The organism is Nocardia sp. NPDC047654 (assembly GCF_043205035.1).
Taxonomy (GTDB): Bacteria; Actinomycetota; Actinomycetes; order Mycobacteriales; family Mycobacteriaceae; genus Nocardia.
In genome coordinates, this window is sequence record NZ_JBIDDF010000004.1 from 128,919 (window position 1) to 144,673 (window position 15,755).

A 15,755-nucleotide genomic window follows, 5' to 3' on the forward strand; every position below is an offset into this window, starting at 1 on the left:
CCCAGCTAACGGCGACGGGATCGGAGCGGGTGAGCTTCGTCCCAGCACAGGGGAGGTCTTCGGGCCCGGCGGGTGGCCGGGGCCGAATTCGCTCGATGTGCGCTGAGAGATCCCGACAGAGCTTACTGGTTGCGTTCGCCGAGCAGGAGGTCGACGGTCAGTTCGAGTCGTTCGGTGACGTCGGTGGCCGAGGCGCGCCGAGTCAGCCAAGCGACCAGATTCGACAACCACACATCGCTGATCACCCGCGCGATGGCCAGCTGCCGTTCGGTGGGCTCGCCGTCGTTCATGGCCCGCGCGAAGACGCGGTCCATCACCTTGCCCACGCGGTCCACCTCGGCGGCGGCGGAGGCGTCGGCGAACATGAACGCCCGGGTCATGGCCTCGGTGAGCAGTGGGTCGCGCTGCATCATCCGGGTGATCTGGGTGAGCAGCAGGTGCATGCGCTCCTGCGGGGACTGCCCGGCAAGCGGCTTGCGTTTGCCTTCGATCTGCTCGAATTCGCGCGACAGCGCCGAGACCAGCAGGTGCACCTTGGACGGGAAGTAGCGGTACAGCGTGCCGACGGCGACGTCGGCGCGCTCGGCCACCGCGCGCATCTGGACCGCGTCGTAACCGCCTTTGGACGCGAGTGCCAAGGTCGCGTCCAGGATCCGCTTGCGCCGTTCACGCTGCGCCGCCGAACTCAGCTCGTCCTCGCTGAGCGTGGTGACCGTGGCCGCGGGCCGGGCCGCGCTCGAGTCGGCTGGCTGCGATCGGGACGGACTGGCCATTGATGAAAGTCCTTTCCGGAAACGTCGTTTCGTCGGCTGCGTGCGCGGTGTCGCCGCGGCGGGATGGTCTCTTGACTTCCGCCCGGCTAGGATATTAGAACATGTTCTAGGTGTGGGAGTCACGCCGGAAAGGCGGTATGGAGTGTGACCATCGCCACCACTGACGAGCATAAAGCCGTTCAGGAGTCGATGCGCGGATGGGCGGCTTCGGTCCGTCCAATTGCAACAATGCGGACCGGCGCGGCCGACTTCTGGCGCGCCTACTGGCCCGCGCTGGCCGAGATCGGGATCTTCCGGGTCGCGGTGGCCGAGGACGCGGGCGGCGCGGGCGGGTCGGTCGCCGATCTGGCCGTGCTGGTGGAGCAGGCGGCCCACGACCTGGTCGGCGGCCCCGTGCTCGCAACGGCTCTGGCCAATCTGATCACCGCGGGCCGGCTCGATGAGGACCTGCCCTGCGGGGTCGCGCTCGACTTCGTCGTCGGTTCGACGGTGAGCGTACCCGCCGCAAGCGACGGCGTGTTGCTCACGGGTACCTGGGAATCCGTGCTCGGCGCCGCCCCCGGCACCGCCGTACTGCTGCCGATCGATCAGCCGCAGGGGCAGCGGTGGTGCCTGGTCCAGCCCGATGCCGTCGGCCTGCGGGTGGAGGCGCTCGCGCCGCTGGATCCGAGCACGCCGCTGGCCCGGGTGCACTGCGCCGATCTGCGCGTGCCCGGCGAACACGTGTTCGTCGCGCCGCACGCCGCCGGGGATCTCCTGATCGCGCTGGTCGCCGCCGAACTGTCCGGCCTGGCGGGCTGGTGCCTGGAGACCGCGGTCGAGTACGCCAAGGTGCGCGAGCAGTTCGGCCGCAAGATCGGTTCGTTCCAGGCGGTCAAGCACATCTGCGCCTGGATGCTGTGCCGCACCGAGCTCATCCGCGCCGTAGCGGCCGACACCGCGGCCGCCGTGGACGACGGCGGCGCGGAGTTGCCGATCGCCGCCGCCATCGCGGCCGCGATCGCCCTGGACGCCGCGGTCGAGACCGCCAAGGACTGCATCCAGGTGCTCGGTGGCATCGGCTTCACCTGGGAGCACGACGCGCACCTGTACCTGCGCCGGGCGACGGCGCTGCGGCAACTGCTCGGCGGCTCGGCGCGCTGGCGGGCCCGGGTCACCGAGTTGACCCGTCAGGGCCTGCGGCGCACCACCGGCGCCGACCGGGTCTTCGCCGAGGAGGGCGTGGCCGTGGACGGCGACAGCGCCCAGGAGCTGGCCGCCGAAGTCGCGCGGATCGCCGCCCTGCCCGCCGATCGGCAGCGCGACGCGTTGGTCGAGGCGGGTCTGGTCATGCCGCATTGGCCGCGGCCGTATGGACGCGCCGCGGACCCGATGACCGGTCTGGTGATCTCCGAGGAGCTGCGCCGCGCCGGGCTCACCGCGCCGGACCTGGCCATCGGCGGCTGGGCGATTCCGACGCTGTTGCAGCACGGGACCCCGGAGCAGATCGAGCGCTTCGCCTGGCCGACCTTGCGCGGCGAGGTGGTCTGGTGCCAGCTGTTCAGCGAACCCGAAGCGGGCTCCGATCTGGCGGCGTTGCGCACCACCGCGAAGAAGGCGGACGGCGGCTGGGTGCTGCGCGGCCAAAAGGTGTGGACTTCGCTGGGGGACAAGGCGAATTGGGCCATCTGCCTGGCGCGCACCGAACCGGATGCGCCCAAACACCGTGGCATCACGTACTTCTTGGTCGACATGCACAGCACCGGACTAGAGGTTCGGCCGCTGGTGCAGATCACCGGGGAGGCGCGTTTCAGCGAGGTGTTCCTCGACGACGTGTTCGTGCCGGACGACTGCGTGGTCGGGGCGCTGAACAACGGATGGAAGATCGCACGCTCCACCCTGTCGACGGAGCGCGTGGCCATGGGCGGCAACGGGATCGGGCCGGTGCTCGAGGAATTGATCGCGAAATCGCCCGCCACCGGCCCCGGCGCTGAGCTGGTGAACGACCGGCTGGGTGCATTCGTCGCCGAGGCGATCGCGGGCCTGCTGCTCGAGCAACGAGCCGCCGTGAAGATGCTGGCGGGCGGCGACCCCGGCGCGCAGAGCAGCGTGCGCAAGCTCGTCGGTGTGCGACACCGCCAAGCGGTCGCGGAGTTCGCCGCGGAGGCGGCGGGCCCGCTCGGCGCGCAGGACTCCGACGTGACCAAGGAGTTCCTGCTCACGCGTTGTTTGTCGATCGCGGGCGGAACCGAGCAGATCCTGCTCACCGTGGCCGGTGAGCGGATTCTGGGGCTGCCTCGTGACGCGGACAGCTAGCCGTACAGCCAATCGGGAGACAAGCGTGGACTTCACCAGGGACGAGGGCCAGGACGCCGTGGCCGAGGTCGTCGTGAGCTTGCTGGAACGCGAACCGGCGCGCGACATGCGGCTGTGGCCGAAGCTGACCGACTCCGGCTTGCTCGTCGTCGCGCTGCCGGAGCGGTTCGGCGGCGACGGAATGGGGCTGCTGGAGGTGTCGGCGCTGCTCACCGAGCTGGCGACCGACGCGGTGGCGGTGCCGGCACTGCCGACGCTCGGCTTCGGCGTACTACCGCTGGTGGCCTGCGCGCCGGAGCACATCCAGGCGCTCGTGCTGCCCGCGGTCGCCGAGGGCGCCGTGCTCACCGCGGCACTGAGCGAACCGGCGGCTCCCTTCGCGGTGAAGCCGGAGACGGCCGCGGTCGTCCGCGGCGACACGGTGCGCATCACCGGGCACAAGGTCGCCGTGCCGTACGCCGAGGAGGCCAGCTGGCTGCTCGTGCCGACCAACGCCGGTATCGCCGTGGTGGACGCGCAGGCAGACGGCCTGACCCGCACGGCAACCCCGGTCTCCGGCGGCATTCCCGAGTACACGGTCGGGTTGGACCAGGTGGAGATTCCCGCCGACCGACTGTTGCCCGTCGGTCTCGCCGATCTGCACCGGCTGGCGCTCGCTTCGATCGGCTCGGTAGCCGATGGATTGCTCAAAGGCGCGATCACCCTCACCGCCGAGCATCTGCGGACCCGTCACCAGTTCGGCAGGCCGCTGGCCGAGTTCCAAGCGGTGGCCCAGCAGATCGCGGATCTGTACGTCGTCTCGCGGACCCTGCACGTCGCCGCGGTCTCGGCGAACTGGGCGCTGGCGCAGGACGACTCGAGCCGGGACCATCGCGAGCGAACCGACGACGACCTGGAGATCCTGGCCTACACCGTCGCCGCCGAACTGCCCGCGGCCATGCAGAAGTGCCATCACCTGCACGGCGGACTCGGCGTGGACGTGACCCATCCGATGCACCGCTACTACTCACAAGCCAAGGACATCGCCCGCTGGCTCGGCGGCGCGTCGTTCCGGCTCGATCGATTGGGGGCCAGATGTTCATCGACCTGACCATCGAGCAACGTCGGCTGCGCGACGAACTGCGCGCCTACTTCGCCGATCTCGTGACTCCCGAGGAGGAGGCCGAGATGGCGGTGAACCGGCACGGCGACGCCTACCGCGCCGTGGTGCGCCGGATGGGGCGCGACGGTTGGCTCGGCGTCGGCTGGCCCAAGGAATACGGTGGCCAGGGTTTCGGGCCGGTCGAGCAGCAGATCTTCTTCAACGAGGCGGTCCGGGCCGACGTCCCGCTGCCGCTGGTGACGCTGCTGACCGTCGGCCCCACCTTGCAGCAGTTCGGCACCGACGAGCAGAAGCGGCGGTTTCTTCCGGGCATCCTGTCCGGCGACATCCATTTCGCGATCGGCTACTCCGAGCCGGAGGCGGGCACCGACCTGGCCTCGCTGCGCACGTCGGCGGTGCGCGACGAGTCCGGGGACTGGATCGTCAACGGGCAGAAGATCTTCACCACAGGCGCGCACGAGGCCGACTTCGTCTGGCTGGCCTGCCGCACCGGTTCGACCGAGTCACGCCACCGCGGCATCACGATCCTGATCGTGGACACCACCGATCCCGGCTACTCGTGGACGCCGATCATCACCTGCGACGGCGCGCACCACACCAACGCGACCTATTTCGACAACGTGCGCGTTCCGGCGAACATGCTGGTCGGTGAGGAGAACCGGGGCTGGAAGCTGATCACGACGCAGCTCAACCACGAGCGGGTGAGCCTGGGTCCGTCCGGCAAGATCGAGCAGCTCTACGACCGGGTACGCGACTGGGCGCAACCGCGCGGCGTGCTCGCCGAACCGGACGTGCGGCGCGCGCTGGGGCGCATCCACGCGATGGTGCGGCTTAACGAACTGCTGAACTGGCAGGTGGCCGCTGCGTCCGATGGGCGGCGTTCGCGGGGCCCTGCGGGGTCACGCTCCGCTACCGCTTCCGGGCCCGGTGCGCCCGCCGCCGGCGTCGACGGCGATCAGGCCCAGGTGATCGCCGACGCGTCGGCGACCAAGGTCTACTCCACCGAATCGCTTCAGGAGGCGGGCAGGCTCGCCGAGGAGATCATCGGCCGCTACGGCGACCCGGCCGACCCGGCCACCGGCGAACTGCTGACCTGGCTGGACCGCAGGACCAAGCAGAACCTGGTGGTCACCTTCGGCGGTGGCGTCAACGAGGTGATGCGCGAGCTGGTCGCCTCGTCCGGACTGCGGTTGCCGCGAGTACCCCGATAACGAGTGAAGGAGCCGCGCGTGCCGGAAACCACTACTCCGGAAGCGATCATCGCCGCCGCCGAGGCCATTCGGGCGGCGGGTGAGTGCGCGCCCCGTTTCGGGCGTGATCCGGTGAACCAGCCGATGATCAACAACTGGGTCGAGGCGCTCGGCGACGCCAATCCGATCTATGTCGACGAGGAGGCGGCGCGCGCGGCGGGTCATCCCGGCGTCGTCGCGCCGCCCGCCATGGCCCAGGTGTGGACCATGTTCGGGCTCAACGGTTCCCGCCCCGCCGACGACCCGATGGGCGCGGCCACCGAGCTGCTCGACGCGGCGGGTTACACCTCCGTGGTCGCCACGGATTGTCAGCAGACCTATCACCGCTACCTCGAAGTCGGCGAGCAGGTCTCGGTCACCAGCACGCTGTCGGATATCCGCGGCCCGAAGCGCACCGCGCTGGGCGAGGGATGGTTCGTCACCTTCCGGACCAGTTGGCGGGTCGGTGACGAGGTGGTCGCCGAGATGCTGTTCCGCCTGCTGAAATTCGCCCCCGGCACCGCGGCGCCGAAACCCGCCGCGGGTGAGCGGGTCAAGCCGCTGGTCTCCTGGGACACCGAATTCTTCTGGGAGGGAACGAAAGCGGGCGAACTGCGCATTCAGCGGCTGCCGGACGGATCTTTGCGGCATCCGCCCATTCCGGCCATCTGGCAGGACAAGTCGAAGCCGACCGACTACGTCGTCGCCTCCGGGCGCGGCACCGTGTTCAGTTACGTCGTGCACCACGCGCCGAAGGTGCCGGGACGGCAACTGCCGTTCGTGGTGGCGCTGGTCGAATTGGAGGAAGGCGTGCGCATGCTCGGTGAACTGCGCGGCATCGACCCCGCCGAGGTGCGGGTCGGCCTGCCGGTCGAGGTGGGCTTCGAGAAACTCGACGACGAGGCGAGCTTGCCGGTCTGGCAGGTGGTCTCATGACCGCGGCCGTGGAACCGGACGCCGTGCGCGTCGGCGCGGTGCTGCCGGAGCTGGTGATCCACGCCGACCCCACGTTCGTGATCAGCACCGCCCTGGCCACCAGGGACTTCCAGGACGTGCACCACGACCGGGACAAGGCTGTCGCTCGCGGCTCGAAGGACATCTTCGTCAACATCCTGACCGACACCGGTTTGGTGCAGCGTTTCGTCACCGACTGGGCGGGCCCGCGCGCCGTCGTCAAGTCGATCGCGCTGCGCCTGGGCGTGCCGTTGTACGCCGGGGACACGCTGACGCTCACCGGCACGGTGACCGCGCTGGAGGGCGACGACATCCACATCGACGTGGTCGGCAAGGACAGTCTCGGCGACCACATCACGGCCACGGCCGTCATCGCGTTGCGGAGGGCCGATGTCTGAGCAGACCATTTCCGGCCGCGCCGCCATCGTCGGCATCGGGGCCACCGACTTCTCCAAGGACTCCGGCCGCAGTGAACTGCGCCTGGCCGCCGAGGCGGTCACCGCCGCGCTGGCCGACGCGGGCCTGTCGCCCGCTGACGTGGACGGCCTGACCACGTTCACCATGGACACCAACACCCAGGCCGCCGTCGCCAGGGCGGTCGGCATTCCACAGCTGAAGTTCTTCAGCCACATCGGCTACGGCGGCGGCGCGGCCTGCGCCACCATCCAGCAGGCCGCCATGGCGGTGGCCACCGGAATCGCGGATGTGGTGGTGGCCTATCGCGCGTTCAACGAGCGGTCGGTGTCGCGGTTCGGGCAGTTCTCCACGGCGCTGGCCACCGCGCCTACCTCGTCGGGGATCGACGCGGGGTGGTCCTACCCGCAGGGGCTCGGCACGCCGGCCGCGCAGGTCGCGATGGTCGCCCGGCGATACATGCATGTCTACGGGGCCACCAGCGAGGACTTCGGCCGAGTGGCCGTGGCCGACCGCAAGCATGCCGCGGTGAACCCGGCCGCCTTCTTCTACGGCAAGCCGATCACGCTGGAGGAGCACCAGAATTCCCGCTGGATCGCCGAGCCGCTGCATCTGCTGGACTGCTGCCAGGAGTCCGACGGCGGCGTCGCGATCGTGGTCACCAGCGCCGAGCGGGCCCGCGATCTGCCGCAGCGTCCGGCTGTGATCGCCGCTGCCGCCCAGGGCTCTGGAGCCGACCAATACGTGATGACCAGCTACTACCGCGACGCCATGACCGGTCTCCCGGAGATGGGCCTGGTCGGTGACCAGCTGTGGGCGCAGAGCGGACTGCGCCCGGAGGACATGCAGGCCGCGATCCTCTACGACCACTTCACCCCGTTCGTCCTCATGCAACTGGAGGAGCTCGGGTTCTGCGGACGGGGCGAGGCGAAGGACTTCATCGCAGGCGGCGCCATCGAGGCCGGCGGCCGCCTGCCGCTCAACACCCACGGTGGCCAGCTCGGCGAGGCGTACATCCACGGTATGAACGGCATCGCCGAGGCCGTGCGCCAGATTCGCGGCACCTCGGTCAACCCGGTCTCCGACCTGACCAACGTCGTGGTCACCGCGGGCACCGGCGTCCCCACTTCCGGCCTGGTTCTCACCACCGGCTGATCCTCGCTTCGCGTACTCGGGTCTTGCTTCGCACCCGCTACGGCGGGTGCGAAGTGCTGACCGGGTGTCGGTACGCCTCGGGTGAGTCGCGGCGGCGCGTAGGTTGGGGCCGGTGGTGGTCCGGCATGTAGTGGACGTGCATGTGCTGTTGCTGCGCGGCGCGGAGTTGTTGCTGAGCAGGCGACGCAGCGCGGACGAGTTCGACGGGTTGTGGCACCTGCCCGCCGGGAAGTTGGAGGCGGGGGAGTCGGCGCTCGCCGCGGCGGTCCGCGAGGCGGGCGAGGAGGTCGGCGTGCTGATCGACCCGGCGGATCTGCGGCACGTCCATTCCGCGCATGTCGTCGATACCGGGCGAGAAGCCCGGATCGGGTTGTTCTTCGAGACTCGCCGCTGGGCGGGAGAGCCGGTCAACCGCGAGCCCGACAAGTCCTACGAACTGCGGTGGTTTCCGCTCGCGAAGCTGCCGGAGAATCTCATCCCGTATCCGGCCGCCGGTATCCGCGGCTACCTCACCGGCGAGACCTACAGTCAGCGGGGCTGGCCGCGCTGAGCGGCGGCGGTCACGCGCTCAGGTGTGCGGCGAGGATGCGGGCGAGCTGCCGCACGCTTTCCGGTGTGTCCGGGCGCAGGGCGGTGCGGTTGCCCGCGAAGCGGTCGAAGACGGCTCCCTCGACGACGGCGACGAAGTCGTCCGCCCGGGTGTCCGGGTCCGCCGCACCTATCGCGCGGAAGAGGTCTCGGGCCCGGTCGGTGGAGAACAGGCTGCGTACGAGCCGGGGATGCAGGTCGCGATCGTCCAGCAGATCGATGAGCAGAGCGTGCCGGGCGATCAGGTGCGCGCGCCGTTCGGTCAGTAGCCGGTCCAGCCATGCGGCGATGGCCACGGCGATCGATTCCGGCGCCATAGCACCGGGCGGCGCGAGCGCGGCGGCGGCGAAATCGTCGCGGGATCGGGTGGTGATCCGGTCCACGATGGCCTCGATGAGCGTGCGTTTGCTGCGGAAATAGTAGGAAGCCGATCCTGCGGGCAGACCCAGCTCCGCGTCCAGCGCGCGGTGCGTGAGCGCGCGCAGGCCCCTTGCCGCGATCAGTTCGATAGCCGTGTCGACGAGGAGCACGCGCCGGTCGCCTGTGGACATGATCACCCTTCCTGCCGCGGAGCGTCCTCGTCCTCTACAAATGTAGAGGACGAGGAGGTGTCATGGAACCCGAGATCAACCAGTGGGATTCCGATCAGGCGCGGGCGGCGGCGCAGTTACGCGAACTGGTGGATCGGCGCGGCCGGCCGGTCCGGCGCCGCCGCGGCGTCTATCTCCATGGCAGGCCCGGTCGCGGCAAGACCATGCTGATGAATCGGTTCTTCGCCGAGGTCGCCTCGGAACGTAAGCGGCGCTATCACTTTCACCAGTTCTTCGCTGATCTGCACGCCGCGGCGCACACGTCCGGCTCGATCGACGCCGCGGTGGACGCGCTGCTCGGCGATGCCTTGCTGGTCTGCTTCGACGAATTCCACGTGCACGACATCGGCGACGCGATGCTGATCGCGCGACTGCTCGACGCGCTGTTCGCCCGCCGTATCGCACTGGTGGTGACCTCGAATTATCCGCCGGGCGAGCTGTTGCCGAATCCGCTGTTCCACAACCGGTTCGTGCCGACGATCGAGCGGATTCTCGCGAGCATGGACGTGGTGGCCGTCGACGGCGCGATCGACTATCGCTCATCGGGCTCCCGTGGCTCCCGCACCGGATTCGCCGCTGGTCGATATCTCGTGGATCCGGCGGCTCGGAAGACGCTGTCGACGACGACCAATGGCGTCTGGAAACGCGATGCGGCACAACGCGTCGATGAATCACCGGTCGAGATTTCCATCGGCACGCGGAGATTGCGCGCCATTGCCGTAGACGGCGGCGCTCTCGTCATCGACTTCGCCGAATTGTGTGGTGTCCCAACATCCGCGGGGGATTATGTGGCGCTGGCCCAACGATTTTCGCACTGGGAAATACGAGATGTACCCCCGCTGCGCGAAGTTCCGCCCGCCTGGTCGATGCGTTTCGTGAACCTCGTCGACGTTCTCTACGACACCGATTGCGAACTCGTCGTCGTCGCGTCTTCGGTGCTCGATGAGCTGGTGCGGGACGTCCGGGAAGTGCCGGATATCTCACGTTTGGCGAGCCGGCTTTGTGAATTGTCCCAGTCTTCGACCGAAATCGCCCGGTAGTCGCCGCCGCTCCGCAGGGCCCGCCGTGTCCCCACACAGGTGCGGTTTAAGAGGAGGGACTCCGAAGTATTCCATTCCATCCCGAGCGGACCGCCCGGCATGTAACTATGTGGCTGTTTTGTGCAGTCCTCAGATTTGGTGGTAGCCAGTGGCCCGGGCGCGAGCGCCGATATCGCGCGTGATCGTCCTGATCACGCTGCTGGCTTTTGCCGCCATCGCTCTGCACGGATACATCCCAGGAATTACCGAATCCGGGCCGCGCAGGCACGTACCGTCCGCCTTGTCGGTCGCGCTCATGCCGGTGCTGCTGAGCGTGTCGATCGTGATCCTGTTGGCGGGGGTGATCGCCAGTCAGCACCGGTTGCCGCTGGCCATGCCCGAGCCGGAACGGGAGGACGAGCGCAGGCAGTGGCGTCTCGGGCGGACCGGCCTGGTGGTGCTCGGCGCGCTCGCGCTGCTCGGGGTGCTGCTCGCGGCGGCGTCGGCGATCTACTTCATCGGCGCGAGCAGGCCGAGCGAGCCCGCGCGCCCGGCGGCGCCCGCCACCACCACGGGCGCCGCCCCTCAGCCGGGGACATCGGCGCCGCCCACCGAATACGACCCGAGGTCGGCGGAGCTGACCGGGACGGCGCTGGTGCTGGCCGGAATCGCGGCGGCGGGCTTGGTGACGGTGGCGATGAGCGGTTTGGTCGTGGTCGCGGTGTCGTCGCGGCGCAAGCCCGCGCCCGCGGCCGCGCCCGCGGCTCCGGCGGCGCCCACCGTGGCGGACTCGCTGGCACGCGCGGCCGAGATGGGCTTGGCCGCGATGAACGCCCCGGGCCAGGACCCGCGCACCGCGATCATCGCCTGCTACGTCGCGATGGAGCGCGGCTTGGCCTCCGACCGCTCCGCCGCTCCGCTCGCCTCGGATACCCCGATGGAAGTGCTGGCCCGCGCGTTCGAACGCGGCGCGCTGCACGACGCGTCCGCCCGTGAGCTGGTCGCGCTGTTCGAGGAGGCCAGGTTCAGCCCGCACGCAATGCTCGAGTGGCAGCGCATGCGGGCCGAGCAGTTGCTGCGCATCGTGCTCGCCGACCTGCAAGGGGAGGTGCCCGCGTGACCAGCCGGGCGAGGAAGGACGTCCTGTGAATCGGATGGGGGTGGTGATCACCGGCGTGATCGTCGTCGCGGTGATCGAGCTGGTCGCCGTCGAGCGCGCCCGCGGGCTGCTGCTGATCGTCGCCGGGATCCCGGTGGCGGTGGCGCTGGGCTGGCTGGTCTGGTCGCTGTTCGAGCGCTCCGAGGCCGGGGACGACGAGGTCGAGGACATGGAGAACGGTCCGGCGGAGATGCTGCAACGCTGGCACGCCAGGGCGCAGATGCTCGCGGACCGCGCGGACGGCAGCCGTGCCGATTGGGACCGGCACCTGCGTCCGCTGCTGGCCAAGGAGTTCGAACTCTCCAGTGGCCAGCGAGTGGCGAAGAACCGCCGAGCGGTCGAGGCGGCGGGAATCCACCAATTCGGGCCCGAATTGTGGCGCTGGGTGGATCCGGCCAATTCGGCCCTTCGTGATCAGACCAGCAGGGCACCGGGACGTGCGGCGCTGGACGAGATCCTGAGCCGCCTGCAGAGAATGTGAAATGGGTTGAGGCAAGTGCGGGTACACAAATGACCATGCCGATGGACGCGACCATCCAGCGCAGCGAGGCCGTGCTCCGGGAACTGTCCCGGGTCGTGGTCGGCAAGCAGGACGAGTTGCAGTTGATCATGATCGCCGTGCTGTCCGGTGGGCACGTGCTGATCGAGGACTTACCCGGCCTCGGTAAGACGCTCATCGCGAGATCGTTCGCGGCCGCGCTCGGGTTGCAGTTCAACCGCGTGCAGTTCACCCCCGACCTGCTGCCCGCCGACCTGCTGGGGTCGACGATCTACGACATGTCCACCGGCCGGTTCACCTTCCGCCGCGGGCCGGTGTTCACCAACCTGCTGCTGGCCGACGAGGTGAACCGCACCCCGCCCAAGACGCAGGCCGCGCTGCTGGAGGCGATGGCGGAGGGACAGGTCAGCATCGACGGTGAGACGTTCCTGCTGCCGCAACCGTTCGTCGTGCTGGCCACCGACAACCCGATCGAGTACGAGGGCACCTATCCGCTGCCGGAAGCCCAGCTCGACCGGTTCGCCATCCAGCTGCGGCTGGGATACCTGTCCGAGCACGACGAGACCCAGATGATCCGCCGCAGGCTGGAGCGCGGCTCGCAGCAACCGCAGGTCAACCAGGTCGTGGACGCGAACGGACTGCTGGAGATGCGGCAATCGGTCGAATATGTGACCGTGCACCCCGATGTGGTGAGCTATGTCGTCGCGCTGGCGTCGGCCACCAGGGGGCACCCGCAGGTCGAAGTCGGCGCGAGCCCGCGAGCGGAACTCGACCTGGTGCAGATGTCCCGGGCGCGGGCATTGCTGCTCGGCCGCGACTACGTGATCCCCGAGGACGTGAAGGCGCTGGCGATACCGGCCATGGCGCACCGGATCACGCTGCGGCCGGAGATGTGGGTGCGCCGCATCCGCGGCGAGGACGTGATCACCGAACTGCTGCGCCGTCTGCCGGTCCCGCGCGCCACCGTGACATGAGGCACCGCGGCGCCAGCTCCGCGGTCGACGCCGAATTGCGGTGGCGACCCGCACCGCTGGTCTTCATGCTCGCCGGGTGCGCGGCGGTGGCTTTGGTGCTCGCGGTGGTCCTCGGCAGATGGCAGCTGCTCGTGTTCGCCGCGCCGCTGCTCGGCGTGCTGGCCACCGCGCCGTTTCAGCAGTCCTCGACGAGGATCCAGGTCGACGGCGGCGGCACGCTGCGCTGCTTCGAGAGCGAGGAAGTGCTGCTCACCGTCGCCGCCTTCGTCGAGAAGGGGCACGCGCTGCTGCGCCTGAAACCGCAGAGCTCCACCGGGCTGGCGATGCAGATCGAGGAGGCCAGCGATTCCGGAATCGCCCCCGCCGGGTTGCGGCTCGCGCTCTCGGCGAGCAGATGGGGGCAATACCCGGTGTCGGTGCGGGTCTCGGCGCTGAGCCCGGCCGGGCTCGCGGTCGCCACCGTCGTACTGCCCGCGGGCCAGCTGTTCGTCTATCCGATCACCGATCCGCAGCGAATGCGCCTGCCGCGCACCGAACTTCCCGAGCGGCTCGGCACCCACCTGACCCGCAGGCACGGGCCCGGCGTCGAGTACGCCGACATCCGCGCCTACGCACCCGGCGACCAGTTGCGCATCGTGAACTGGCCGGTGAGCGCGCGGCGCGGGCGGCTGTATGTCACCGAGCGGCTGACCAACCGTTCCGCGGACGTCGTGGTGCTGGTGGACACCTCACAGCAGGCGCCGGGACCGGCCACCGACTCGCTGGAGCTGTCGGTGCGCGGCGCGGCGCAGGTGGTGCAGTCGACCTTGCAGGCGGGCGACCGGACCGCGGTGGTCTGCCTCGGACAGGCGCCGCGCTGGCTGCGCCCGGACATCGGACGCCGCCAGTTCTACCGCATCGTCGACACCGTGCTCGACGTCGGCGACGAGCACATTCCGACCACGGGCACCCTCGCGCCGCACGCGGCCGTACCGCTCGGCGCGATCGTGGTGGCCTTCTCCACGCTGCTGGACACGCAGTTCGCGCTCGCGCTGATCGACCTGCGCAAGCGCGGCCACGTGGTGGTCGTGGTGGACGTGCTGCGCGGCACGCCGTTCCGGGACGACCTCGACCCGATCCTGGCCAAGATGTGGCAGCTCGAGCGCGCGGCCATGTACCGGGACATGGGCACCGTCGGCGTCGACATCGTGGCGTGGCCGGAAGACGCGCGCCTGGACCAGATCATGCGGGCGCTTCCCGAACACCGCAGGACCGTGCGGGTGCGCCGATGACCAAATTCCTCGCCGTTCTCTCCGGCGTGCTGCTGGCGACGTCGGTGGCGCTGCTCGAGCCGTGGATCGGCATTCCCGCCCTCGTCCTCGTCGGGCTCGGCTGGTGGCTGCGGCCGCTGGCGGTCTGCGCGGTGCTGCTCGCGCTCAGCGTGCTTGTCCTCGCCGACGCGGGTGTGCTCGCCTCCGCCGCAACGGGATTGGTGGCCACGACCTACCTGCTCAACGCCGCCACGGTGACCGCGCCGCACGGCGTGGTGCCCACCACGATCCCGTCGGTGGCCGGGGCGGTCGGCTTCACGGCGGCCGCCGTCCTCGCCGCCCTCGTCCCCCTGCGCCTGGCCTGGGCGCCGCTGGCCGCACCGGTGCTCGTGCTGGTGCTGTACGCCCTCGTGATCCAGGGCGTCGCCGCCCGACGCGGGCGTGGCGATCGGGAACTACCGGCGTCGGGCGAAGTCTAGGACGCTTGGCCGATAGGCGTTCGTCCGTCCAGGGCTATCCAGTGCCGAACGATCTGCAGATCGGACTCCCGGCCGCTTCTCCGGTAGCGGGTTCCAGTAGTAATCGCGCTGGGGGTGGTCTGGGCCGAGCAGGCTGGTGACGCCGCGCATGGCCGCTACCCGCTGACGTGCACTCCGCCGTGACGACCACGGCGTCCTCGCATCCTGCGTTCCTCGAGCTCGCCGACGGCGGCCACCTGCACCGGCACCTCGCTGAGCGCATCGGCACGCTCCCCGGCGTGCACCGCGCCGAGACCGAGATCGTCGCAGTGGATCAAGCGGGCCGGACCGCTCGTCGCCTCCCGAGCCTGAGCGCGGCTTGCTTTCGAGCGCGCTCGAAGCTTTAGCGTCGGGGCCATGACCACGACGAGCGAGACGAAGACATGGATCATCACGGGTGCGAGTTCGGGCCTCGGCCTGGCGCTCGCCGAGGCGGCACTCGCAGCCGGCGAGCATGTGATCGGGACCGCGCGGCGGGCCGGCCGGTTCGACGGGCTCGAGGCGCGGTACGGGGATCGGTTCCTCGCCATCGAGCACGATGTGCGCGACACGGCGGGAGCGGCTGCGGTCGTGCAGCGGGCGCTGGAGGTGTTCGGGCGCGTCGACGTGCTCGTCAACAATGCCGGTGCCGGGCAGGTCGGTGCCGCCGAAGAGATCACGGATGCCGAGCTGCGGGCCATGCTCGACCAGCACCTGTTCGGCCCGGCCGCCTATGTGCGTGCCGTGCTGCCCCACCTGCGGGAGCGTCGCTCGGGTGCGATCGTGCAGATGAGCAGCCAGGGCGGGCGGATGTCGTTCCCCGCCGTCGGCAGCTACTCAGCAGGCAAGTTCGCGCTCGAGGGCTGGTCGGAGGCGCTCGCGGGCGAGGTCGCACCGTTCGGCATCCGCGTCCTCATCGTCGAGCCCAGTCGCTTCCGCACCGCGTTCAACGCCGCCAACGTGCTCAACACAGCGCAGCAGAGCTCGATCTACGATCAGGTGATCGGTGCCGTGCGCGCGAACATGGCCGAGGCCGACGGCATCCAGGAGGGCGACCCGGCACGCGCCGCCCGGGTGATCCGCGACATGCTCGACACCCCCGGCGCGCCGCTTCGGCTCCCGCTCGGTGCCGAGGCGGTTCGCAATCTCACCCGCGTCTACCGTGGTGCGCTCGAGGACGTCGAGAAATGGGCGTCTGTGAGCGAGTCGGCGGACTTCCCGGGCACGCCGCCCGCGGTGCGCGCGTTCTGATCGCCG

17 protein-coding genes are annotated in these 15,755 nt (G+C 69.8%); 14 read left to right on the forward strand and 3 right to left on the reverse strand.

The features are described 5' to 3' along the window. Positions 1-122: 122 nt before the first annotated feature. Entirely contained in the window at positions 123-773 is a 651-nt protein-coding gene (kstR, locus tag ACGF7Y_RS16240) for a cholesterol catabolism transcriptional regulator KstR (protein WP_040864563.1), read from the reverse strand. Positions 774-917: 144 nt separating this feature from the next. On the opposite strand from kstR, the gene ACGF7Y_RS16245 reads away from it, so the two are divergent. The 7 genes from ACGF7Y_RS16245 (at position 918) to ACGF7Y_RS16275 (ending at position 8,472) form a co-directional block, all read left to right on the forward strand. Continuing rightward, positions 918-3,068: an acyl-CoA dehydrogenase family protein gene (locus ACGF7Y_RS16245; RefSeq protein WP_393234272.1), complete on the forward strand. Its 2,151-nt coding sequence runs from the start codon at positions 918-920 to the stop codon at positions 3,066-3,068. Continuing rightward, positions 3,052-4,158: an acyl-CoA dehydrogenase family protein gene (locus ACGF7Y_RS16250; RefSeq protein ID WP_393234275.1), complete on the forward strand. Its 1,107-nt coding sequence runs from the start codon at positions 3,052-3,054 to the stop codon at positions 4,156-4,158. Before ACGF7Y_RS16245 ends, ACGF7Y_RS16250 begins: the two co-directional genes overlap by 17 nt. Beyond that, a complete protein-coding gene (locus tag ACGF7Y_RS16255; protein WP_393234278.1) occupies positions 4,143-5,381 on the forward strand; it encodes an acyl-CoA dehydrogenase family protein in 1,239 nt (412 codons plus the stop codon). Before ACGF7Y_RS16250 ends, ACGF7Y_RS16255 begins: the two co-directional genes overlap by 16 nt. An 18-nt stretch (positions 5,382-5,399) precedes the next feature. Then, positions 5,400-6,335 (forward strand): OB-fold domain-containing protein, encoded by a 936-nt coding sequence (locus ACGF7Y_RS16260; protein WP_357038203.1) that lies wholly within the window; start codon positions 5,400-5,402, stop codon positions 6,333-6,335. Next, entirely contained in the window at positions 6,332-6,751 is a 420-nt protein-coding gene (locus ACGF7Y_RS16265) for a MaoC family dehydratase (protein WP_393234280.1), read from the forward strand. The genes ACGF7Y_RS16260 and ACGF7Y_RS16265 overlap by 4 nt, the downstream gene beginning before the upstream one ends. Next, entirely contained in the window at positions 6,744-7,922 is a 1,179-nt protein-coding gene (locus tag ACGF7Y_RS16270) for a lipid-transfer protein (protein ID WP_393234283.1), read from the forward strand. Before ACGF7Y_RS16265 ends, ACGF7Y_RS16270 begins: the two co-directional genes overlap by 8 nt. Positions 7,923-8,034: 112 nt before the next feature. Next, positions 8,035-8,472 (forward strand): NUDIX domain-containing protein, encoded by a 438-nt coding sequence (locus ACGF7Y_RS16275; RefSeq protein ID WP_393234285.1) that lies wholly within the window; start codon positions 8,035-8,037, stop codon positions 8,470-8,472. Positions 8,473-8,482: 10 nt separating this feature from the next. Here the strand turns inward: ACGF7Y_RS16275 and ACGF7Y_RS16280 are convergent, their stop codons facing one another. Further along, positions 8,483-9,061 carry a TetR/AcrR family transcriptional regulator gene (locus ACGF7Y_RS16280; RefSeq protein ID WP_393234287.1) on the reverse strand — a complete coding sequence of 193 codons (579 nt, stop codon included), beginning with the start codon at positions 9,059-9,061 and terminating at the stop codon, positions 8,483-8,485. Between the two features lie 62 nt (positions 9,062-9,123). On the opposite strand from ACGF7Y_RS16280, the gene zapE reads away from it, so the two are divergent. The 6 genes from zapE (at position 9,124) to ACGF7Y_RS16310 (ending at position 14,480) form a co-directional block, all read left to right on the forward strand. Further along, a complete protein-coding gene (gene zapE, locus ACGF7Y_RS16285; protein WP_393234290.1) occupies positions 9,124-10,140 on the forward strand; it encodes a cell division protein ZapE in 1,017 nt (338 codons plus the stop codon). A gap of 178 nt (positions 10,141-10,318) precedes the next feature. Next, positions 10,319-11,239 (forward strand): DUF4129 domain-containing protein, encoded by a 921-nt coding sequence (locus ACGF7Y_RS16290; protein WP_393234293.1) that lies wholly within the window; start codon positions 10,319-10,321, stop codon positions 11,237-11,239. 34 nt (positions 11,240-11,273) lie between these two features. Next, positions 11,274-11,759 (forward strand): hypothetical protein, encoded by a 486-nt coding sequence (locus ACGF7Y_RS16295; RefSeq protein WP_063049362.1) that lies wholly within the window; start codon positions 11,274-11,276, stop codon positions 11,757-11,759. Between the two features lie 29 nt (positions 11,760-11,788). Then, entirely contained in the window at positions 11,789-12,751 is a 963-nt protein-coding gene (locus ACGF7Y_RS16300) for a MoxR family ATPase (RefSeq protein ID WP_063049361.1), read from the forward strand. Beyond that, positions 12,748-14,022 carry a DUF58 domain-containing protein gene (locus ACGF7Y_RS16305; RefSeq protein ID WP_393234296.1) on the forward strand — a complete coding sequence of 425 codons (1,275 nt, stop codon included), beginning with the start codon at positions 12,748-12,750 and terminating at the stop codon, positions 14,020-14,022. The genes ACGF7Y_RS16300 and ACGF7Y_RS16305 overlap by 4 nt, the downstream gene beginning before the upstream one ends. Further along, positions 14,019-14,480, forward strand: a complete 462-nt coding sequence (locus tag ACGF7Y_RS16310; protein WP_393234298.1) for a hypothetical protein — start codon at positions 14,019-14,021, stop codon at positions 14,478-14,480. The genes ACGF7Y_RS16305 and ACGF7Y_RS16310 overlap by 4 nt, the downstream gene beginning before the upstream one ends. Before the next feature lie 155 nt (positions 14,481-14,635). Here the strand turns inward: ACGF7Y_RS16310 and ACGF7Y_RS16315 are convergent, their stop codons facing one another. After that, positions 14,636-14,878, reverse strand: coding sequence for a hypothetical protein (locus ACGF7Y_RS16315; protein ID WP_393234300.1), 243 nt, complete (start codon positions 14,876-14,878; stop codon positions 14,636-14,638). Between ACGF7Y_RS16315 and ACGF7Y_RS16320 the strand changes: the two genes are divergently transcribed. Next, complete coding sequence (locus ACGF7Y_RS16320; protein ID WP_393234303.1) at positions 14,877-15,749, forward strand: SDR family NAD(P)-dependent oxidoreductase; 873 nt, start codon at positions 14,877-14,879, stop codon at positions 15,747-15,749. The genes ACGF7Y_RS16315 and ACGF7Y_RS16320 overlap by 2 nt on opposite strands. Positions 15,750-15,755 lie beyond the last annotated feature (6 nt).

Bases quoted from the DNA above. Each gene is read 5' to 3' on its own strand.
- kstR (WP_040864563.1), bottom strand. From the start codon at position 773: ATGGCCAGTCCGTCCCGATCGCAGCCAGCCGACTCGAGCGCGGCCCGG.
- ACGF7Y_RS16255 (WP_393234278.1), top strand. From the start codon at position 4,143: ATGTTCATCGACCTGACCATCGAGCAACGTCGGCTGCGCGACGAACTG.
- ACGF7Y_RS16265 (WP_393234280.1), top strand. From the start codon at position 6,332: ATGACCGCGGCCGTGGAACCGGACGCCGTGCGCGTCGGCGCGGTGCTG.
- ACGF7Y_RS16270 (WP_393234283.1), top strand. From the start codon at position 6,744: ATGTCTGAGCAGACCATTTCCGGCCGCGCCGCCATCGTCGGCATCGGG.
- ACGF7Y_RS16280 (WP_393234287.1), bottom strand. From the start codon at position 9,061: ATGTCCACAGGCGACCGGCGCGTGCTCCTCGTCGACACGGCTATCGAA.
- zapE (WP_393234290.1), top strand. From the start codon at position 9,124: ATGGAACCCGAGATCAACCAGTGGGATTCCGATCAGGCGCGGGCGGCG.
- ACGF7Y_RS16295 (WP_063049362.1), top strand. From the start codon at position 11,274: ATGGGGGTGGTGATCACCGGCGTGATCGTCGTCGCGGTGATCGAGCTG.
- ACGF7Y_RS16300 (WP_063049361.1), top strand. From the start codon at position 11,789: ATGACCATGCCGATGGACGCGACCATCCAGCGCAGCGAGGCCGTGCTC.
- ACGF7Y_RS16305 (WP_393234296.1), top strand. From the start codon at position 12,748: ATGAGGCACCGCGGCGCCAGCTCCGCGGTCGACGCCGAATTGCGGTGG.
- ACGF7Y_RS16310 (WP_393234298.1), top strand. From the start codon at position 14,019: ATGACCAAATTCCTCGCCGTTCTCTCCGGCGTGCTGCTGGCGACGTCG.
- ACGF7Y_RS16320 (WP_393234303.1), top strand. From the start codon at position 14,877: ATGACCACGACGAGCGAGACGAAGACATGGATCATCACGGGTGCGAGT.
- ACGF7Y_RS16315 (WP_393234300.1), bottom strand. From the start codon at position 14,878: ATGGCCCCGACGCTAAAGCTTCGAGCGCGCTCGAAAGCAAGCCGCGCT.